We start from the raw sequence: 20,670 nt of genomic DNA on the forward strand, positions 1-20,670 counted from the left end.
TCACCTGCGGCGATAGCGATCAAATGAAGAATATGCGGAGTCTAGGGCGGCAGCGCCTGGCAGCGTAGATCATCGGCTCACGCGGATGCGGCCTCTTGGTACGGACATGCGCGCGGATGTCCGGCGAGTAGGGTCGGATGCGAAAACTACGTCCTCGGCTCTAGGGGCGAATGAAGTTCGGTGAACTCAACGAACAACCTGACGCCGTCCTCACTGCGGGAGGCCTTCGGCCATTTCCCGACCGGGGTGGTGGCCATCGCTGCGGAGGTCGACGGAGTGCGGCAAGGCTTGGCAGCCAGTACCTTTGTCCCGGTCTCGCTGGAACCGCCGCTGGTGTCGTTCTGTGTGCAGAACACCTCGACGACATGGCCGAAACTCACCGGCGTGCCGATGCTGGGCATCAGCGTGCTCGGCGAGGCCCATGACGCCGCAGTGCGCACACTGGCCGCAAAAACTGGGGACAGGTTCGCCGGTTTGGAGACGGTATCCAACGACGCCGGCGCCGTCTTCATCAAGGGCACCAGCGTGTGGCTCGAGAGCGCGATCGAGCAGCTGGTCCCGGCGGGAGATCACACCATCGTGGTCTTACGGGTCAACCAGGTCAAGGTGGATCCCAACGTAGCGCCCATTGTGTTCCATCGCAGCGTGCTCCGCCGACTCGGCGTCTAAACGTCTATACGGACGCCCACTTGGTCTGTCCGGACAACATAGCGGTCAGCGGCCCATTCTGGTTGCGATAAATGATGGTAGATCACGTCATTTTGCTTCCAGTAGTCGTGCCCATGTTTGAGAGGCACAACTATTGGTCGCTTTCATTCGTTGCGCGCAGACCGGTCTTTGTATGACGATGATGGGAAGTTCTATCTGCCGCCAAAAGCAGAATGGCAGGACGCAGGATGAAGCGATGAGCCGACCCGCCGGAACCGGTTTCCGGGAACGGGTGGGATGCATGCCCACTTGAGGTCTCGCGGCAGGCGGTGGAGCGTGGCAAAAACGTCGCATCGGGTGAGCAGCGCCGATGGCATGAGTAAGCGTATTTTGCGTTTGATAATCGCGCAGAGCGGCTTCTATAGCGCCGCACTTCAGCTCGGGAATGTCTCGATCGTTCTACCGTTTGTGGTAGCCGAGCTCGACGCCGAATTGTGGATAGCGGCTCTTATTTTTCCTGCATTCACGGCCGGTGGGGCGATCGGGAATGTGGTCGCGCCGCCGGCGGTGGCCGCCGTTCCACGCCGTCACCGATTGTTCATTATTGTGTCCTGTTTGGCCGTCCTGGCTGGCGTCAATGCCTTGTGCGCAACCATCGGCAAAGGAAGCGTCGCTGGAATCCTATTGGTGGTCAATGTGACGCTGATCGGGGTCGTTTCGGCGATCTCCTTCGTCGCCTTCGCGGATCTGGTGGCGGCTATGCCATCAGGAACCGCCCGAGCCCGCATTCTTCTTACCGAGGTCGGAGTAGGGGCGGCTTTGACGGCCGTGGTGGCGGCGACGCTGTCATTCGTACCCGACCAACACCCATTAAGCAGGAACATTCACCTACTGTGGACGGCAGCCGTGGCAATGGCTATCTCGGCGGCCATATGCCGGGCATTGCCTCACCGGATCGTCCCCAGGGTCCATGCGGCGCCCGGTCTGCACAAACTCGTGTACGTCGGTTGGACGGCTATCCGAACCAATGGTTGGTATCGTCGGTACCTGCTTGTGCAGGTACTCTTTGGCTCGGTCGTGCTCGGGTCCTCGTTCCACAGCATTCGCGTCGCCGCCGTACCCGGGGACCAGCCCGACGAGGTCGTTGCCGTCGTCCTTTTCGTCTGCGTCGGACTCTTGGGTGGGATCGCGTTGTGGAACCGCGTCCGGGAGAGATTTGGCCTGGTCGGTTTGTTTGTCGGCAGTGCACTCGTTAGCATCGCCGCGGCAGTGCTATCCATCGCATTCGATTTGGCCGGAGCGTGGCCCAACGTCGTCGCCATCGGTCTGGTGATTGCACTGGTATCCATCGCCAATCAAAGCGTATTCACCGCAGGCCAACTGTGGATTGCCCGTGACGCCGAACCCGGCCTGCGAACATCCCTCATCTCCTTCGGCCAGCTCGTCATCAACGCAGGCTTAGTCGGTATGGGTTTGGCGCTGGGGTTGATTGCCCAGGATCACGATGCGGTGTGGCCGGTGATGATCGTTCTGCTGTTGAACCTGACGGCTGCCTACTCAGCGACGCGGTTCGCTCCAGCCAAGTCCGTGGATGTTCGTGGCTTGCCTCAGGTTTCGCGCACTTCCCGACCTAAAACCGGGGGTTAGCGGCGAAACAGCTTGCTGCCCAGCCATACCACCGGATCATACTTGCGGTCGGCGACCCGTTCTTTCATCGGGATCAGGGCATTGTCGGTGATCTTGATGTTTTCTGGGCACACTTCGGTGCAGCACTTGGTGATATTGCAGTAGCCCAGGCCGTGCTCTTCCTGTGCTTGGCTGCGTCGGTCCCGGGTGTCCAGCGGATGCATTTCGAGTTCGGCGATTCGCATCAGGAAGCGGGGGCCGGCGAACGCATCCTTGTTTTCCTCGTGATCGCGAACTACGTGGCAGACGTTTTGGCACAGGAAGCATTCAATGCACTTGCGGAACTCCTGCGAGCGTGCAACGTCGACTTGCGCCATTCGGTACTCGCTGGGCTGTAGCTCCTTGGGTGGCGCGAAAGACGGGATCTCGCGCGCTTTTTGGTAGTTGAACGAGACGTCGGTAACAAGATCGCGAATCACCGGAAACGTCCGCATTGGGGTGACCGTGACGATCTCGTCCTCGTCGAATGTCGACATCCGCGTCATGCACATCAGTCGCGGTTTGCCGTTGATCTCGGCCGAGCAGGATCCGCACTTGCCAGCTTTGCAATTCCAGCGCACTGCGAGATCCGGTGTCTGCGTCTGTTGTAGACGGAGGATGACGTCCAGCACGACCTCGCCCTCGTTGACCTCCACGGTGAATTCGCGGAGTTCGCCACAGCTTTCGTCTCCGCGCCACACCCGCATACTCGCGCTGTACGTCATTTAGCCTCTCCGTCCTGGATGCTCGGCCAGCTCTTCGTCGGTGTAGTATTTCTCCAACTCCGAGATCTCGAAGAGCTCCAGCAAGTCGGGTCGCATGGGCGTTTGCAGCTGCTGGGTGACGTTGATGTGGCAGTTGGAGTCGCCGGACCCGCTGCCACCGGTGCCCATGGTTTCGGTGGCCCGGCATACCAGCAAGATCCTGCGCCAGTTGGGGTCCATACCGGGATGGTCGTCTCGGGTGTGGCCGCCTCGGCTTTCGGTGCGCTGTAGCGCAGCTCTGGCCACGCACTCGCTGACCAGCAACATGTTGCGCAGGTCGATGGACAGGTTCCAGCCCGGATTGTATTGACGGTGACCTTCGACGAGTACGTTGTGGTAGCGCGACCACAGCTCGGCCAAAAGAGTCAGCGCCCTGGATATTTCGTCGGCGTTGCGGATGATACCGACCAGATCGTTCATCACGTACTGCAAGTCCATATGCAGCGCGTACGGATTCTCCGGCGCCGAGCCGTCTTTCGGTCCTTCGAAGGGGCTCAGCGCCTGCTGGGCCGCCGCATCGATAGCCTCCGCTGAAACCGCTGGCCGGCTGCTCAGTGCCCGTACGTAATCCGCTGCGCCCAGGCCGGCCCGCCGGCCGAATACCAGCAGATCGGACAGCGAATTGCCGCCCAGCCGGTTGGAGCCGTGCATACCGCCGGCACACTCACCGGCAGCGAACAGGCCTGGCACCGTGGCGGCGCCGGTGTCCGCGTCTACTTCGACACCGCCCATCACGTAGTGACACGTCGGCCCGACTTCCATTGCCTGCGTTGTGATATCGACTTCAGCGAGCTCTTTGAACTGGTGATACATCGACGGCAATCGCCGTTTGATCTCGGCGGGTGTCAGCCGGGATGCGATGTCGAGGTAGACGCCGCCGTGCGGGGTACCGCGGCCGGCCTTGACCTCTGAGTTGATCGCGCGCGCGACCTCGTCGCGGGGCAGCAAGTCCGGGGTGCGTCGGGCCGAGTCGTTGTCCTTAAGCCACTGGTCGGCCTCTTCCTCCGTCTCGGCGTACTGGCCCTTGAACACCGGCGGAATGTAGTCGAACATGAAGCGAGAGTTCTCCGAGTTTTTGAGCACTCCGCCGTCGCCGCGAACACCCTCAGTGACCAGAATTCCCTTGACACTGGGCGGCCACACCATGCCCGTCGGGTGGAACTGGACGAACTCCATGTTGATCAGCGTCGCCCCGGCCCGCAGTGCCAACGCGTGCCCGTCTCCGGTGTACTCCCAGGAGTTGGATGTCACCTTGAACGACTTGCCGATCCCGCCAGTGGCAAGCACCACCGCTGGCGCCTCGAACACGATGAACCGGCCGCTTTCCCGCCAGTAGCCGAAGGCTCCGGCGATCGCGCCTTGGTCCTTGAGCAGTTCGGTGATGGTGCATTCGGCGAACACTTTGATCCGCGCTTCGTAGTCGCCGAGCTCGGCGTGGTCCTCCTGCTGCAGCGAGACAACCTTTTGCTGCAGGGTGCGGATCAACTCCAGGCCGGTGCGGTCGCCGACGTGCGCCAGTCGCGGATAGGTGTGTCCGCCGAAGTTGCGCTGACTGATTCGGCCATCGTCGGTGCGGTCGAACAGCGCGCCGTAGGTCTCCAACTCCCAGACCCGGTCCGGCGCCTCCTTGGCGTGCAGCTCGGCCATACGCCAGTTGTTCAGGAACTTTCCACCGCGCATCGTGTCGCCGAAGTGAGTCTTCCAATTGTCCTTCGGGTTGGCGTTGCCCATCGCGGCCGCGCAGCCGCCTTCGGCCATGACCGTGTGGGCCTTGCCGAATAGGGATTTGCACACGACGGCTACTTTCAAGCCGCGTTCCCGCGCCTCGATGACCGCGCGTAACCCCGCGCCGCCGGCACCGATCACGACTACGTCGTAGGAGTGCCGCTCGACCTCAACCATAAAACCTCGCTCAGCTTCTGAAACGATCCTTCAGCCAATAAATCTGAGATCTGTGATGCTGCCACTGGCCACCAGCATGATGTAGAAATCGGTGAGCGCCAGGGTCCCCAGCGTGATCCACGCGAATTGCATGTGTCGGGTATTGAGCTTGCTGACCTGTGTCCAGATCCAGTATCGCACTGGGTGCTTGGAGAAATGCTTGAGCCGACCGCCGGTGGCGTGCCGGCACGAATGGCACGAGATGGTGTATGCCCACAGCAGAACCACATTGATCGTCAAAATGACATTGCCCAAACCGAAGCCGAATCCGGACGGCGAGTGAAATGCCGCGATCGCGTCATAGGTGTTGATCAGCGACACCACCACCGCGATATAGAAGAAATACCGGTGGGTGTTCTGGACGATCAGCGGAAGCCGGGTTTCACCGGTGTAATGAGCCCGCGGCTCGGGCACTGCGCAGCTTGTCGGCGACTGCCATACCGACCGGTAGTAGGCCTTGCGGTAATAATAGCAGGTGAGCCGGAATCCAAGCAGGAACGGTAATACCATCGCTCCCAACGGAATCCACCCTGGAAAATGCCCGAACCAGACGCCGAGATGACTGGCGCCGGGCTGGCAGGACGCGCTGACGCACGGCGAGTAGAACGGCGTCAGGTAATGATATTTTTCCACCCAGTATTGGCTGCCCCAGAACGCCCGAGTGGTCGCATAGCAGATGAACGCCAAAAGACCGAGGTTGGTCAGCAGCGGTGGCAACCACCAGAGGTCGGTGCGAAGCGTCCGTTCTGGGATTTGTGCGCGGGTGGGTGTGAAAACGCCGATCGCAGGACGGTTCGCCGTGGGTGCGCTCATCTAATGTGATCCTCTTCGCGTGTTATCTCGTCGAAGGGTACACAGAGAACGGCCCCCTTTTTCTGGGGGGCTCGGTTGTTCAGTACCTGTGACCTCCGACACCCTCATCGTCGACATCGCGCCAAAATTCGCGATCGTACTCGGTGTCGGGGATGGCGATTTTCTCGCTGGGTTGCGGTACGGCGGCCCGTTCCAGGTCTAATTCAGAGACGTCGGTGTCGAGCAATTCGATGTCGGTGAGGATCCGGTCGGCATCGATCACGATGCGACGCGTTGCCGGGTTGTCGCCGAATCGCGCCTTCAGTGCGGTCACGCACCGCCGCAGTCCGCCGACGAGGTCGTGCAGTTCGGCGAGTTCGGCAGTCGTGGACAATGGGTGCTCCCTGGGCTGGCGGTGTTACAGATCACAGTACGCTCCCGATACTAGCTATCGACGGACGGAGTCGTTGGGTCTACTCGGCCCAATGGCATGATCCGGCGGACCCATCGGCCCGGCCGGATCATGCCGTATCGCGAACTACTTCGTGATGGCGATGCGCTGCGCCTGAGTTTCGGCTGGGGCCTTGTAGGCGCCGGCAACCCGGACGGTCAGCACACCGGCGTCATAGGAAGCCGCGATGGCCTCGCTGGTGACGTGCGCGGGCAGCCGGAACGAGCGGCGGAATGATCCGTAGCGGATCTCACGCAGGGTGCGGCCGTCTTTGTCTCCGGCGTCTTGCGTGTGCTCGTCGCGGTGTTCGCCGCGGATCACCAGGCGGCTCACCGGCTGGCCAGGGTCAAGCTCGACGTTGACGTCCTTGTCGACGTCAATGCCGGGCAGTTCCAAACGGACCACCGCGTCGTCGCCATCCTTGACGATCTCGGCGGCCGGCGTGAAGTCTCCGGCGACCGGGCGGTACCAGTCCGTCGTCGCGGCAGGGCCGAAGAAGTCACGTAGCCAGCGGTCCCAGGGCTCAACGTCCCACACCGGACGCGACCACAATGCGAGATTGTTCATGGTTATCTCCTCATGCTTCGTTGTGAGTTAGCTGTGTCCGGCGCGTTGCCGGCCCGCTATACCAAGAACCTGAGTCGACCACGCTTAAGTTCCACCTCGGCGTTCACCGGAAGCGAACACTGTCACACAGCCGGTCGCCAGGTGTGATCACAGCGTCATATGTGCGTCACATTCGGCGATTTTTCGGTAATTTGCCCCTCATACCCTCAGACCATGCCTACGGCTGGGAGTTCGCGCGCGCCTGCCGCGGCTCGCGAGATCGTCGTGGTCGGCCACGGCATGGTGGGCCATCGGCTGGTCGAAGCGGTGCGTGCCCGTGACGCGGACGGGTCGCTGCGGATCACGGTGCTGGCCGAGGAGGGCGATGCGGCCTATGACCGGGTCGGCCTGACGTCCTATACCGAAAGCTGGGACCGCGCCCTGTTGGCCTTGCCGGGTAACGATTACGCCGGTGACCAGCGGGTTCGGTTGCTACTAAACACCCGAGTCACCCAGATTGACCGGGCAACCAAGTCGGTGGTCACCGCGGCAGGGCAACGGCATCGCTACGACACCCTGGTGCTGGCCACCGGCTCCTACGCATTCGTCCCGCCGGTGCCCGGCCACGACCTGCCCGCGTGCCACGTCTACCGCACCTTTGACGATCTCGACGCTATCCGCGCCGGCGCCCAGCGCACCCTGGACGGCGGTCACACCGATGGCGGGGTGGTTATCGGTGGCGGCCTGCTGGGCCTGGAAGCCGCCAATGCGCTGCGCCAGTTCGGGTTGCAGACACACGTCGTCGAGATGATGCCACGATTGATGGCCCAACAGATCGACGAGGCCGGGGGTGCACTACTGGCCAGGATGATCGCCGATCTCGGGATCGCGGTGCACGTCGGGACCGGTACCGAGTCGATCGAGTCGGTGAAGCATTCGGATGGCTCGGTGTGGGCGCGGGTTCGCCTGAGCGACGGCGAGGTGATCGATGCTGGGGTGGTGATCTTTGCCGCCGGCATCCGGCCGCGCGACGAGTTGGCCAGGGCGGCGGGGCTGGCGATCGGCGACCGGGGCGGTGTGCTCACCGACTTGTCCTGCCGGACAAGCGATCCCGATATCTACGCGGTCGGCGAAGTCGCCGCGATAGACGGGCGGTGTTACGGCCTGGTCGGGCCCGGATACACCAGCGCCGAGGTGGTGGCCGACCGACTGCTGGACGGGTCGGCCGAGTTCCCCGAAGCGGACCTGTCGACCAAACTCAAGCTGTTGGGTGTCGACGTCGCCAGCTTCGGCGACGCGATGGGGGCAACCGAGAACTGCCTCGAGGTTGTCATCAATGACGCGGTGAAGCGCACATATGCCAAGTTGGTGCTCTCCGACGACGCCACCACGCTGCTCGGTGGCGTGCTGGTGGGCGATGCCTCGTCGTACGGGGTGCTGCGGCCGATGGTCGGCGCCGAACTGCCCGGGGATCCCCTGGCGCTGATCGCGCCGGCCGGATCTGGGGCCGGCGCTGGCGCTTTAGGTGTTGGGGCGCTGCCGGATTCGGCCCAGATCTGCTCGTGCAACAACGTCACCAAGGGCGAGCTGAAGTGCGCGATTGCCGACGGTTGTGGGGACGTTCCCGCGCTGAAGTCATGCACCGCGGCCGGCACGTCGTGTGGGTCGTGCGTGCCGCTGCTCAAGCAGCTGCTAGAAGCCGAGGGTGTGGAGCAGTCCAAGGCGCTGTGCGAGCACTTCAGCCAGTCGCGCGCGGAGCTTTTTGAAATCATCACCGCCACCGAAGTCCGGACTTTCTCCGGGTTGCTTGACCGCTTTGGACGCGGAAAGGGTTGCGACATCTGCAAACCCGTGGTCGCCTCTATCCTGGCATCCACCGGCTCCGACCACATTTTGGACGGCGAGCAGGCCTCGCTACAAGATTCCAACGACCACTTCCTGGCCAACATCCAGAAGAACGGCAGTTACTCGGTGGTGCCGAGGGTGCCTGGCGGTGACATCAAGCCAGAACACCTGATTTTGATCGGCCAGATCGCACAGGACTTCGGCCTCTACACCAAGATCACCGGCGGTCAGCGGATCGACTTGTTCGGCGCCCGGGTGGATCAGCTGCCCTTGATCTGGCAGCGACTGGTTGATGGCGGCATGGAATCTGGGCACGCCTACGGCAAGGCGGTGCGGACCGTGAAGAGCTGCGTGGGCAGCGACTGGTGCCGCTACGGTCAGCAGGATTCGGTGCAGCTGGCCATCGACCTGGAACTGCGTTATCGCGGGCTACGGGCACCGCACAAGATAAAGCTGGGCGTCTCGGGTTGCGCGCGGGAATGCGCCGAGGCGCGCGGCAAGGATGTGGGCGTGATCGCCACCGAGAAAGGCTGGAACCTTTACGTCGCCGGCAACGGCGGCATGACGCCCAAGCACGCTCAACTACTGGCCAGCGACCTCGACAAAGAGACGCTCATCCGCTACATCGACCGCTTTCTCATTTACTACATCCGCACGGCCGACCGGCTGCAGCGAACCGCGCCATGGGTGGAATCGCTTGGGCTGGACCATGTGCGCGAGGTGGTCTGCGAGGACTCGCTGGGTCTGGCCGAGGAATTCGAGGCCGCGATGCAACGCCATGTCGCCAACTACAAGTGCGAGTGGAAGGGCGTGCTGGAGGACCCGGACAAGCTGTCCCGGTTCGTTTCCTTCGTCAACGCCCCCGATGCCGTCGACTCGACGGTGACCTTCACCGAGCGTGCCGGGCGCAAAGTACCTGTGTCCATTGGTATCCCGCGGGTCCGATCATGAAGTCCGGGAGGACAAAGGAGGGACTGTGACGCTTCTCAACGACATTCAGGTATGGACCACCGCCTGCGCATACGACCATCTCATTCCGGGACGTGGTGTCGGGGTGTTACTCGATGACGGTAGTCAGGTGGCACTGTTCCGGCTCGACGACGGCTCGGTGCACGCGGTCGGTAACGTCGACCCGTTCTCCGGTGCTGCGGTGATGTCCCGCGGCATCGTCGGTGATCGCGGAGGTCGCGCCATGGTGCAATCGCCGATCCTGAAGCAGGCTTTCGCGCTCGACGATGGCTCGTGCCTCGACGATCCGCGCGTTTCGGTGCCGGTGTATCCGGCGCGCGTCACACCCGAAGGCCGCATTCAGGTCGCGCGGGTAGCGGTCTAGCTCACCCCGCGAACCTCACAGCTTGAGCACACGTCCGGCGATGACCAGATGTACCTCATCGCAGACGGCTGCCACGCGTCGGTTGATTGTGCCCAGTAGATCGCGAAACAGCACGCCCGAAGAATGGGATGGCACCACCCCGAGGCCGACCTCGTTCGTCACCACGATCGCAGTGGGCAATCCGGTCAGCGCGGCGCACAACCCGTCGAGCCGTGCCTCGAGGACGGCGTAGACGTCCGCGGTCGCAGCAGACCACAACGCCTCGCCATCCATGATGGCCGTCAGCCAGGTGCCCAAGCAGTCCACGAGCACGGGACTTCGTGCCTCGGACAAAGCCGTCGCGACGTCGGCCGTTTCCACCGTTAGCCAGGTCGGTGGGCGGCGAGCGCGATGCAGTGCGACCCGGGCGTCCCAATCGGGATCGCTGCCAGCGGCCGGGCGGCCAGGCGCGACGTAGACGACGTCGGCCGCATCGCCCAACAACGCTTCGGCGTGCGTGGACTTTCCCGAGCGGACGCCGCCAGTGACCAGTATCCGCACCGGGTCATCGTAGGTGGGGCGGCCTCATGGCGCGCCCGGAGCGAGAAAGGGCAAGGTCGGCGGGCAACCATGGCGGGCCAGGTTGAGCAGCGCATCGACGTCGAGGTGTCGTTCGACGAGATCGCCGAGCAGGTCGAGGCGGCGCTCGCGTGCGGCCAGGAAGCATGAGCCCGACGGGGCGAGGCCGAGCGTCTCTCGCAGGAAGGCCTCGCGCAGGGCGTCGCCTTCCAACGAGCCGTGCCACATGGTGCCGAACACCGGTCCGTCGCGCGCGCCGCCGAGGAACTCCTCGGCGGTGTCACCGCGGGTGATCCGGCCGTGGTGAATCTCGTACCCCGACGCGGGCACACCGAGTCCTTCGCCGCGCGGTAGCCGCAGCACCTTGTGGGGGGAAAATGCGGTCTCCACGTCGAGCAAACCCAAGCCCTCGACCTCGGTCACCTGCCCTCCCGGACCTTCGATGCCGTACGGGTCGCGAATCACCCGGCCCAGCATCTGGAACCCGCCACAAATGCCGAGCAGCGGCTTGCCCGCCGCAACATGCACCAGCAGCGCACGATCTAGGTCTCGCGCCCTCAGCCAGGCTAGATCGGCGATCGTTGCCCGGGTGCCCGGCAACACGATCAGATCGGCATCGTCCAGCGCGCGGGGGTCGGAAGCGAACACGACATCCAAGTCGGGCTCAAGACCCAATGCGTCGACATCGGTGAAGTTGCTGATTCGTGGCAGGCGCACGACGGCTACCCGGCGGGCCCCGGTGCCCGCCGCGCGCCGGCCCTGTAGGTCGAGGGCATCTTCGGAGTCCAGCCAGAGGTCGGGGTGCCACGGCAGGGTGCCGTACACCCTGCGCCCGGTGACCCGTTCCAGGTCGCGCAGACCTGGCGCCAGCAGGTCGGAGTCGCCCCGAAACTTATTGACCACAAACCCCGCGACCAGCGCCTGGTCCTCGGCAGCCAGCAACGCGACGGTGCCCAGGAACGCAGCGAACACCCCGCCGCGGTCGATGTCACCGACGACGATGGTCGGCAGTCCCGCATGACGGGCAAGCCCCATGTTGACGTAGTCACCTGCGCGCAGGTTGATTTCGGCCGGGCTGCCGGCGCCCTCCGCGACAACGACGTCGTAGCGGGCGGCGAGGGCGTCGAAGGCGCGGCATGCGGCCTCGGCGAGCGCTCGCCGCCCCGCACACCAGCTTGACGACGCCACCTCGCCCCAGGGCTTGCCCATCAACACCACGTGGCTGCGGTGATCACTGGCCGGCTTGAGCAAGACCGGGTTCATCGCCGCCTCGGGCGTGGTCCTAGCCGCGAGTGCCTGCACCCATTGCGCCCGACCGATCTCCACGCCCGTGCCGTCGGGGCCTCGGCAGACCATCGAGTTGTTGGACATGTTCTGCGCCTTAAACGGCGCCACCCGCACACCGCGTCGGGCCAACGCGCGGCACAGCCCCGCGGTCACGGCGCTCTTACCGGCGTCGCTTGTCGTACCCGCGACCAGCAGACCCGACATCCGTCTCCCGAAGGTTTCTCACTCCACCCGGGTCGCTGAGTCGGTGTCCCAGGTTCCGGGCATCATTGGCGTGCGTGGGCTGCCGCCGAACGCGTCGTTGGGTAACGTGATCAGTCCTGCGACTTGTCCGGGACTGGCCTTGTGGGTTGTTCCGGCGAAACCCAGGGTTCCCGCTCCTTGAGGCGAACCCGTCGGGTCGTGGCCGGTTTCGGGGTCTAAATCCAGGTATTCGTAACCGCGGCCGAGCTGTTTGATCTTTGGCCGCCGACGCCGCTGCGGTTGAACCTGTTCCTCGGGCGCCGCCGCGGCCGCTGGGGCCTCGGCGCTGTCGGGTTCCGGCGTCTTCTTTCGAACGCCGGTGCCGACGGCCTTCCTGGCCTGCGCCGCCGAGTTCAGGTCACCCACCAGGTACCCGAAGCTTTGTATGCCGGCTCCGGTCACCGGCGGCGGGGCAGTCACCGGCGGCGGTGGCGGCCCGGGCGGGGGCGTCGGCGCGGTCACGGCCGTGGGGGCCGGGGCTGGGGCTGGAGTTGGGGTGGGGGTCGGGATACTCGGGGCAATCGCCGCGACCGGCGGGATGACGGGCGGCGCGGATGGCGGGATGCCAACCAGGCCCGCCAGCCCAGACAAGCCCGCGAAGCCGCCTGCTGCACTCGCAGGGGCAAGGGTCAACGGCGCCAGCGGGGCGGCTAGCAGGGGCAGCGCCGCCGGGAGCAACGCAAGAGTTTGCTCGAGCAGCGTTTTAACCAGCGCGATGGTATCGGTGATGATCGTGCCAATGGCTTCGACCGTGGTGAACATCAGGGTAAAAGCGATAGTTGCGGGATTGCCCGACGCGAACGCCGCCGCCAGATCCGCCCCGATGAATGCGAAGGTTTGCGACAGGAAGGCGACATAAGATCCGATGTCCATGGGGTAGCCAAGGGCGAACGCAATGTTGGCCGGGCTTAGGAAGGTTAGCGGATTACCCAGCGAGGGCAGCCACGGATCAAATCCGGAAAACATCGCTTGCAAAAAGGGGAGGTTGGTCAGCCAGTTGATGAACGGTTGTATAACGTTGTTGTAGAAGTCGGTATACCCGATCTTCTGCAACCATTGCAGCCATTCCTGGACTTGGTTCGGCTCGTCGGAAGCCGCTGTCGGCGCGTTGGCTTTCACGATCTGGGGGGCTGGGGTGGTCTGCGGTGCGGCGGCCACCGCCGCGGTCGAGACCGCTTGATAGCTGGCCATCGTGGTGGCGGCCTGGATCCACATCCGCGCGTAGTCGGACTCGTTGAGCGCGATCGGGATGGTGTTGATGCCGAAGAAGTTCGTCGCCATCAGCACGCCGTGGAGGGCGTGGTTGGCGCCCAGCTCGGCCAACGTTGGCATCGCGGCCAAGGCGGTGCCGTAGGCGGTGGCCGCGGTTTCTTGCCGGGTGGCCATGGCCGCGCTGTTAGCGCTGGCCTGCACCAGCCACGCCAGATAAGGGGTATGGGCGGCCACGTAAACCGCGGCGGTCGGGCCGTCCCAGGTGCCGGCCTGTACGGCGGCCAACAGCGCGGCCAGCTCGTCGGCCGTCTCCGCGTAGGCGATGCTCAACGAGTGCCACCCCTCGGCCGACACCAGCAGCGGACCGGGCCCAGGCCCGCTGCTTAGCAGCGCCGAGTGCACCTCTGGGGGCGAAGCCATCCAGATCGGGGCGGTCATCGGCGGCTGACCGCCGGCGGAGGTGTCGTCGCGTCGCGAGCAGCCACGTTAAGGCCCAGCAGCGTGGTGGTGGCCCGACCGCTAGACAAGGTTTGGAGCGTCATGACCGGTTAGCTTTCTCGGGGTACACCGCCCCGGGTGGCAGGACGCGATGACGCGAGTCTCCTGGCTCCCGGATCGTTGCTTGCCTCGCCTTCCAGCCTGTGGCCGTGGCTTATGAGGGTCGCTCCCCGGTGACAGTGGCGGGACCGCGCCGGATTCTCACCGGCTTCCTGCATCGTCATCGCCTGACGGGAAGAATATTGGCATGCAGAGCGTGGATTTGCACGTTGAGCGGCATTTGCCAAGCAGGGGTCGGTCACATCGCACGGTCGCAACAGTCACATGTGTCACTGCACTAGGCGACATCCGATCTGCCCAGCTCTCAGCGACAGGCGCCTGGCCGGCGGTTTTGTTCCCAAGTTGGTCGTGGCTGTGCGGGATTGGAGGCGGCGTTGACCTGCAGAAACCGAGTTGTCGCGCTTAGCTGGGCACAGCGACCATCGCCGACGGCGGAGCTCGGCGTCGGTGAGTCGCTTCGGTCGGCCGGGGCGGCGCGATTCGGGTTCGACCACGTGGTCGTCGACCAGCTGACGCGCCGAACGTGCAACCACGGCGGCAGCGCCCGGCGACGTGTCCCCGCCACCAGTACACGTTCGGCGCAGCCAGTGCACACACGGCACGGAGTTTAGGACTTACTCATTTGGCTATCCGCGACCGATATCGCCGACCAGGTAGCGCTGCATTGTCGGGCCAATGGCGTCGACCAGCATCTCCACCGACATGGAGTGCAGCGGCTCAGAACGCACCCCGTAGCGCATGATGCCCAAACCGACGAGTTGAGCGGCGCACAGCGACGCTCGGATGGCAATCTTGTCGGCCCCGAGCATCTTGAGCAACGGGTTGAAGACCGGTCCGATGAACATGGACTGCACGATCTCGGCGGTCTTGGCTAGCCCGGTGGTTGCGATGGCGCTCGCCGCAAAGGGACCGCCGCCGGCCGCATCCCAGGTGGTGATCAGCACGTAGAGGGTTCGGCGGCCTACCTGGTTGACGCTTCCGGTGACGATTTTTTCGATGAAATCCGGTGTGCCGAAGGGCAACCGCAGCATCTTCGCTACCGGGTCGAGGAGTCCGCGTGATGGCTCTTGGCTACGGGCCATGGTGTCAGGATCACCCCGCTGTGATCAAAGATCAAGCGTCACCGGTGTCGGCGTGCCATGCCAGCGGTGCAGCCGTTGCTGACGTGCTACCGCGCTGCGAAATCGGTTCGCGACCAGCTGTGCCAAGCCCGGATGGGTGCCGAGCGGTCGGGTTACCACATCGGCACCGGATGCCCGCAGCCGCTCTTGAAAAAGGCCTTCTGCCAACAGGAAGGAGGCGACCACGACGCGGCGCGCACCTCGGTTGGCTTCGGCCCGGTCTCGGGCCCGCTGCACAGCCGTGCGCACATCCGGACCGCCGGTGCCCGCAAATCCCATGTCCACCCATGATCCGGTCAGTTCGGACACTAGCGTCCGAGTGGTGTGCAGGTCGGCACGTGCCCGCCTATCCGACGCGCCGGCCGCTGCGAGGATCACTGAATCGCCAGGACGCCAACCGGATTCCACCAGCTGCTGGGTGACTATCTGCGCGATCTCACGGCATGGCCCCAACGCGGGGGTGACCGTGACATGCGGGTGCGCACTGGCTGCGACATGAGCGGGCAGGTCGGTGCGAACATGATATCCGCGGGACAAGAACGCGGGCACCACGATTGCGGGACGGCAGGAAAGGGCGGAAAGCACTTCGCTGGGTGAGGGTCCGAGCACATCAACGAAGGCGACCTGCACAGTGCGGTCGACGAGCGCGCTCACTTGCGCGGCGATGTCCGCTATCATCGCGACACCGGACGGTCTGCGGGTTCCGTGGGCCGTCAAGATCAGGTTCATACGTCATCGTGCCGGCTGTCAACGGCGAGACGGTAGCCACGTTTCACCACTGTTGCCACGATGTTCTTGTCGCCCAGAGCCGTTCGTAGCCGCAGTACGGCGGTGTCCACGGCGTGGGTGTCGCTGCCGTCGCCGGGTAGGACGCGTAGCAAGTCGCCACGAGAGACGACGCCGCCGGGGCGATGTACCAACGCGCGCAAAATCGCCATTCCGGACGGCGATAGTGGCTTCACCGAATCATCCACCAGCACAGAGGTTCCACGGATCTCGATCACGTGGCCGGCTGCTTTGAACGTGCACGAACCCAGCAGCGGCAGCTCCTCGGCAATGTGGCGGGCTAAGGCTCCCAACCGCATTCGCTCGGGAGCCGACGTCGGGACGCCCTTTCGGATCAACGGCCGCGAAGTTACCGGGCCGACACACATCGCGTGCACGTCGGTACGCAGCGCAGCCAACAGTTGGTCCTCGATATCCAATTCACGGCTGCGTTCTAGCACCGCGGCTGCGGCAGGTGCCGACGTGAAGGTGACCGCGTCGAATTGTCGTCGCGCGATCCCGGTGACTAAATGGTCGAACACGCCGCCTAGTGGCGCCGGCTTCCACCGGTAAACCCGGATCGGCACCACTTGCGCGCCGGCGAAACGTAACCCGCCCAGAAATTCCGGAAACGGGTCCCAGCTGTCGGCGGCACCGTGCAGCTGGACGGCAATACGCGTACGGGACACCCCCGATTCGAGCAGATATTCCAGCACTTCATGCGACGATTCAGAGTCGGGGGACCACTCTTCACGCAGGCCGGCGGCACGCAGCGCACCAGTTGCCTTTGGTCCGCGGGAGATGATCCGGGCCGACGACAACGATTCCAGGAGCTCGTTGGCCAGCCCCCACCCCTCGGCCGCGGCCAACCAGCCGCGAAATCCGATGCCGGTGTGGGCGACCAGAATGTCAGGCGGGTCGGCGATCAACGCCTCGGTGTTGTTCTGCAGTTCATCGTCGTCGGGAAGCGCGATCATCTTGATCGCTGGGGCACTACAGACCTCGGCGCCCTGGCGGCGAAGCAATGCGCACAGCTCTTCGGCGCGGCGAGCGGATGTCACCGCGATCCGGTAGCCGGTCAGTGGCGCCGAGTGTGCCTGGGCCATATGACGTGTCTAGGCCTGTGAGGTTTCAGTCGCGTTACCAGGCAATTGCTGCCGGATTGCCCATTGCCGATACCCACCTCTGTGGCTTCGGGCGTGGCGCTAGACGTAGGCCAAGCCCGCGGGTGCGGTGGTCGCCGGCACGAGCTCGCCGGCGCTCTTTAGGCCCCGACGCACATAAATCGCCCAGGTCAGCACCGAGGCGACCAGGTAGAACACCCCGAAGGCCCAAAATGCCGAGGTGGCCGTGCCACTGGTCAGGTAGGACTCTCGCAGAGCCAGGTTGACGCCCACTCCGCCGAGCGCGCCGACCGCCCCGGCCAGGCCGATCAGCGCGCCTGACATCGACCGCGACCACTGCCTGCGCTCGGCTTCACTGATCTGCAGCGAATGGCTGCGCGCCTCGAAGATCGACGGAATCATCTTGTACACAGAGCCATTGCCGATGCCGGACAAAATGAACAGAGCCGTGAAGCCGATGACGTAGCCGACCATCGTCGCAGTCGGCATCGGCCCGGCCAGGTGGTCACCGAAAGTGCTTGCGCTGATGAGTATTCCGGTGGCCAGCAGCATGGCGCAGAAGGCAGCTAGGGTGACTCGGCCGCCACCGATACGGTCGGCGAGCTTGCCGCCATATATTCGGGACAGCGATCCCAATAGCGGCCCCAGGAAGGCGATCTGGGCCGCATGCAGCGAGGCCTGCGCCGTGCTCTGACCGCTGGCGATGAAGTTGATCTGCAGCACCTGACCGAATGCGAAAGAGAACCCGATGAACGAGCCGAAAGTGCCGATGTACAGCAGCGAGATCACCCAGGTGTGCGGCTCGGACACTACCGCACGCATGGTGTTCAGCTCGATGCGATACTCCGTCAGGTTGTCCATGTACAGTGCGGCGCCGAGGCCGGCGACCGCCAGCAGCACCAGATATATCGCGCACACCCAGTAGGGCTCGCGGTCACCGGCCGTTGCGATCACCAGCAGGCCGACCAACTGCACCATCGGCACCCCGAGGTTGCCGCCACCCGCGTTGAGCGCAAGCGCGGCGCCCTTGAGTCGTTGCGGAAAGAAAGCGTTGATGTTCGTCATGGAGGCGGCGAAGTTGCCGCCGCCGAGGCCGGCTAGCGCACCGCACACCAGATACGGCCACAGTGGCAAACCAGGGTTGGCCAGCAACAGAATGCTGCCAACGGTCGGAATCAACAGCACCAGTGCGGAAAAGATGGTCCAGTTGCGCCCCCCGAACTTTGCGGTGGCAAATGTGTAAGGGAAGCGCAGGCATGCCCCGACCAAGGTCGCGGTGGCGCCGAGCAGGAACTTGTCGCCGGCGGAAAAGCCGTACACCGATGTGGGCATGAACAGCACCATCACCGACCAGAGGGACCAGACGGAAAATCCGACGTGCTCGGCGGCCACCGACCAGATCAGATTGCGTCGGGCGATGAATTTGTTGCCGGCCTCCCACGCCACCGAGTCTTCGGGATCCCAGTCGGAGATCTGGTGGGAACGGCCCATACTGACCCCTATCGTGATCGACGTTCTCGATCACGCTAGAAATCCTTTGTTGCCCGGGCGCTTCCGGTAGTGACCCCGGCGTGAACTTTCGCTCACACGGTTACCGCCAGCGTGTGAGGGCGGCCGTGCAGCGGAGCGGATTACCAGACGTCGCCCGCGCGCCAATCGCACATCAGCTCCGCCGAGGTGTCCAGGCTGATGTCGATGGGCAGGACGAACACCGTTCCGTCGTCATCGGGTGTACGGACTGGACCGGTTGGTGCCAGTACCGATGTCGGGCCGTGCCAGGGCAGCCAGCCGCGTGAGGCGTACAGTCTGCGGGCCCGCGCCGAGGAACTGAGCGCTCCGAGCTGGTAAGCGCCGCGCATCACCTGCTCGACGGCGTCCAACAGCGCGCTCACCAGGCGTTGGCCCCGCCAGTCCGCCCGCACCGCAACGCCTTCGACGTACCCGCAGCGCAGCGCGTTGCCGCGGTAGATCAGTCGCCGCTGGATCACCGCGGCATGCGCGATGATCGCCCCGTGATGCCAGATCAGGGCGTGCATCCCACCCAGCGTGTGCTCCCAGTCGGTCTCGGTGAAGTCACCGGCAAACGCGCCGGTGACCATCTGACGGATGTCCTGGCGGGTCTCGCTGTCAAGATCGGCGGTGTGGACCAGGCGGGCCGTGTGTACCTGGGTGTGCACAGTCCCTGTCTACCAGGCTTGTGTTACACCCTGGCCAGGCAACCGAGACCGGGGTCGTGCCCAGTGCAGTCGCACATATTGGCCGGGCCGTATCTGCGCGACCTTGTCGATGTCCTCGTCGGTGATGACGCCGACGACCGGATAGCTTCCGGTGATCGGGTGATCCGGCCCCAGGATCACCGGTAATCCGTTGGGCGGCACCTGGATTGCGCCGCGGGTAACGCCTTCGCCGGGCAGTTGCCGATCCGGCCAGCGGTGCTGTAGCGGGCGGCCCTGTAGCCGCATTCCTACGCGGTCACTGCGGTTGGACGCCATCCAGATGGTATGCACCAACGCGTCCGGGTCCACCAGCCAGTCGTCGCGCGGCCCGGGCACCACCCGCAGCTCCACCAGATGCTCCTCGATAGCGGCCACCGGTGCCTGGTCGAGTTCGGGATAGTCGTCGGTGTGTTCGCCGACCGGCAGCACGTCTCCGGCCCGTAGCGGCGACGGGCCGATCGCCGACATCACGTCGTAGCTGCGTGACCCCAGCACGGGCTCCACACAGACGCCGCCGCGCACCGCCAGATAGGTCCGCAGCCCGGCCCGTGGGGTGCCCAGTGAGATCACCTGGCCGTCCCGGACGTGGTGAATGCTGTTGGTGCCGACCATGATTCCGTTCACGGTCGGATCGGTGTCGGCGCCCGTCACCGCGATGTCGACGTCGCCGCCGCGAACCCGCGCCGAGAAGCCGCCGAAGGTCACTTCGACCGTGGCCCAATCGTCGGGGTTGGCGACTAGCCGGTTGGCCAGCGTGTGGGAGCGGCGGTCGGCGGCACCGGATCGACCGACACCGAGATGGGCCAGTCCGGCACGGCCGAGGTCTTCGACGAGGGCCAGCGGTCCGCTGCGCAGGATTTCCAGTGTTGTCATGGCTGCTTCCTCCAGCTCAGGCGGCCCGGAACTGAACCCACATGCCCGGTGTGAGCAGCGCCGGCTGGGGTCGGTCGACATCCCACAGGACCGCGTCGGTGTGGCCGATGATCTGCCAATCGCTGGGCGCTTGAGATGGATATATCGCGCTGAATCCGTCGGCGAGGGCGACCGATCCGGGCGGCATCGAGGTGCGCCGTTCGGGCCGGCGCGGCACCCGCAGGCTCGGGTCGCCGTCGATCAGGTAGGCGAACCCCGGGGCGGACCCACTGAATCCCGCCCGCCATCCGGTGGCGGTGTGGGCGTTGATGACCGCTGCGGTGGTCAGGCCGGTGCAGCGGGCGACCTCGGCGAGGTCTGGGCCGTCGTAGACGACGTCGATTACCAGGTCGCATCGGTGATCGGCCGCAGCCACCGCCTCGGGGGTGACCCGCAACCTGCGCAGCCGCTGACGGGTGACCCCTTGGTAGCGGGGCGCGTCCAGCTTCACCAATACGGTGCGCGAGGCCGCAACGATGTCGACCACACCGGGTAGCGCCGCGGCTCGCAATGCATCGGTCCATGCCATTGCGTCAGCGGTGCTGTCACATTGCAGCATCAGCGCATGGTCGCCGTAGTCGAGCACGGTGCAGGCCAATGCCGCGTCCATAAAGACGTCCATCACACTCATGCGTCGACGGTAGCGCTGCAATCTTCGGCTCGGCCAGGGATTTTCGAGACTGCCAGAG

General features: G+C 64.6%; 19 protein-coding genes and 1 riboswitch. Of the genes, 4 read left to right on the forward strand and 15 right to left on the reverse strand.

The features are described 5' to 3' along the window. Positions 1-180 precede the first annotated feature (180 nt). Together FF952_RS01310 and FF952_RS01315 are read left to right on the forward strand one after the other, a co-directional pair. Positions 181-669 carry a flavin reductase family protein gene (locus FF952_RS01310; protein ID WP_003401313.1) on the forward strand — a complete coding sequence of 163 codons (489 nt, stop codon included), beginning with the start codon at positions 181-183 and terminating at the stop codon, positions 667-669. Between the two features lie 315 nt (positions 670-984). After that, positions 985-2,295, forward strand: a complete 1,311-nt coding sequence (locus FF952_RS01315) for an integral membrane protein (RefSeq protein WP_003401317.1) — start codon at positions 985-987, stop codon at positions 2,293-2,295. On the opposite strand, the gene FF952_RS01320 is transcribed toward FF952_RS01315, so the two are convergent. From FF952_RS01320 to acr2, 5 genes are all read right to left on the reverse strand, one after another. Next, entirely contained in the window at positions 2,292-3,038 is a 747-nt protein-coding gene (locus FF952_RS01320) for a succinate dehydrogenase/fumarate reductase iron-sulfur subunit (protein WP_003401319.1), read from the reverse strand. The two genes, FF952_RS01315 and FF952_RS01320, sit on opposite strands and share 4 nt — an antisense overlap. Then, the gene (locus FF952_RS01325) at positions 3,039-4,979 is read right to left on the reverse strand and encodes a fumarate reductase/succinate dehydrogenase flavoprotein subunit (protein WP_003401322.1); all 1,941 of its coding nucleotides are present in this window, start codon (positions 4,977-4,979) and stop codon (positions 3,039-3,041) included. A gap of 30 nt (positions 4,980-5,009) precedes the next feature. Then, positions 5,010-5,831, reverse strand: a complete 822-nt coding sequence (gene sdhC, locus FF952_RS01330) for a succinate dehydrogenase subunit SdhC (protein ID WP_003401324.1) — start codon at positions 5,829-5,831, stop codon at positions 5,010-5,012. A 79-nt stretch (positions 5,832-5,910) separates the two neighbouring features. Further along, positions 5,911-6,204 carry an Rv0250c family protein gene (locus FF952_RS01335; protein ID WP_003401329.1) on the reverse strand — a complete coding sequence of 98 codons (294 nt, stop codon included), beginning with the start codon at positions 6,202-6,204 and terminating at the stop codon, positions 5,911-5,913. Between the two features lie 144 nt (positions 6,205-6,348). After that, positions 6,349-6,828, reverse strand: coding sequence for a stress-responsive chaperone Acr2 (gene acr2 / locus FF952_RS01340; RefSeq protein WP_003900838.1), 480 nt, complete (start codon positions 6,826-6,828; stop codon positions 6,349-6,351). Between the two features lie 213 nt (positions 6,829-7,041). Between acr2 and nirB the strand changes: the two genes are divergently transcribed. Further along, the gene (nirB, locus tag FF952_RS01345) at positions 7,042-9,603 is read left to right on the forward strand and encodes a nitrite reductase large subunit NirB (protein WP_003401336.1); all 2,562 of its coding nucleotides are present in this window, start codon (positions 7,042-7,044) and stop codon (positions 9,601-9,603) included. A 25-nt stretch (positions 9,604-9,628) separates the two neighbouring features. Next, positions 9,629-9,985: a nitrite reductase small subunit NirD gene (gene nirD, locus FF952_RS01350; protein ID WP_003401341.1), complete on the forward strand. Its 357-nt coding sequence runs from the start codon at positions 9,629-9,631 to the stop codon at positions 9,983-9,985. A 15-nt stretch (positions 9,986-10,000) separates the two neighbouring features. On the opposite strand, the gene FF952_RS01355 is transcribed toward nirD, so the two are convergent. The 10 genes from FF952_RS01355 to FF952_RS01405 form a co-directional block, all read right to left on the reverse strand. Continuing rightward, a complete protein-coding gene (locus FF952_RS01355; RefSeq protein ID WP_003899876.1) occupies positions 10,001-10,525 on the reverse strand; it encodes a bifunctional adenosylcobinamide kinase/adenosylcobinamide-phosphate guanylyltransferase in 525 nt (174 codons plus the stop codon). Between the two features lie 24 nt (positions 10,526-10,549). Next, entirely contained in the window at positions 10,550-12,034 is a 1,485-nt protein-coding gene (locus tag FF952_RS01360; protein WP_003899877.1) for a cobyric acid synthase, read from the reverse strand. Between the two features lie 18 nt (positions 12,035-12,052). Next, positions 12,053-13,723 carry a PPE family protein gene (locus tag FF952_RS01365; RefSeq protein WP_003401347.1) on the reverse strand — a complete coding sequence of 557 codons (1,671 nt, stop codon included), beginning with the start codon at positions 13,721-13,723 and terminating at the stop codon, positions 12,053-12,055. Positions 13,724-13,861: 138 nt separating this feature from the next. Next, a riboswitch (cobalamin riboswitch) is annotated at positions 13,862-14,043 on the reverse strand. 426 nt (positions 14,044-14,469) lie between these two features. Beyond that, a complete protein-coding gene (locus FF952_RS01375; RefSeq protein ID WP_003401352.1) occupies positions 14,470-14,925 on the reverse strand; it encodes a TetR/AcrR family transcriptional regulator in 456 nt (151 codons plus the stop codon). A 24-nt stretch (positions 14,926-14,949) separates the two neighbouring features. Then, positions 14,950-15,693: a sirohydrochlorin chelatase gene (locus FF952_RS01380; protein ID WP_003401354.1), complete on the reverse strand. Its 744-nt coding sequence runs from the start codon at positions 15,691-15,693 to the stop codon at positions 14,950-14,952. Further along, positions 15,690-16,835, reverse strand: a complete 1,146-nt coding sequence (locus FF952_RS01385; protein ID WP_003401357.1) for a uroporphyrinogen-III synthase — start codon at positions 16,833-16,835, stop codon at positions 15,690-15,692. Before FF952_RS01385 ends, FF952_RS01380 begins: the two co-directional genes overlap by 4 nt. A 99-nt stretch (positions 16,836-16,934) precedes the next feature. After that, positions 16,935-18,344 (reverse strand): MFS transporter, encoded by a 1,410-nt coding sequence (locus FF952_RS01390; protein ID WP_003401360.1) that lies wholly within the window; start codon positions 18,342-18,344, stop codon positions 16,935-16,937. A gap of 140 nt (positions 18,345-18,484) precedes the next feature. After that, complete coding sequence (aac(2')-Ic, locus tag FF952_RS01395; RefSeq protein WP_003899880.1) at positions 18,485-19,030, reverse strand: aminoglycoside N-acetyltransferase AAC(2')-Ic; 546 nt, start codon at positions 19,028-19,030, stop codon at positions 18,485-18,487. Positions 19,031-19,039: 9 nt separating this feature from the next. Further along, a complete protein-coding gene (locus tag FF952_RS01400) occupies positions 19,040-19,942 on the reverse strand; it encodes a 5-oxoprolinase/urea amidolyase family protein (RefSeq protein WP_003401367.1) in 903 nt (300 codons plus the stop codon). Between the two features lie 16 nt (positions 19,943-19,958). Then, complete coding sequence (locus FF952_RS01405; protein WP_003401370.1) at positions 19,959-20,591, reverse strand: 5-oxoprolinase subunit B family protein; 633 nt, start codon at positions 20,589-20,591, stop codon at positions 19,959-19,961. Positions 20,592-20,670 lie beyond the last annotated feature (79 nt).

The organism is Mycobacterium tuberculosis complex sp. N0072 (genome assembly GCF_030323725.1).
Lineage (GTDB): Bacteria > Actinomycetota > Actinomycetes > Mycobacteriales > Mycobacteriaceae > Mycobacterium > Mycobacterium tuberculosis.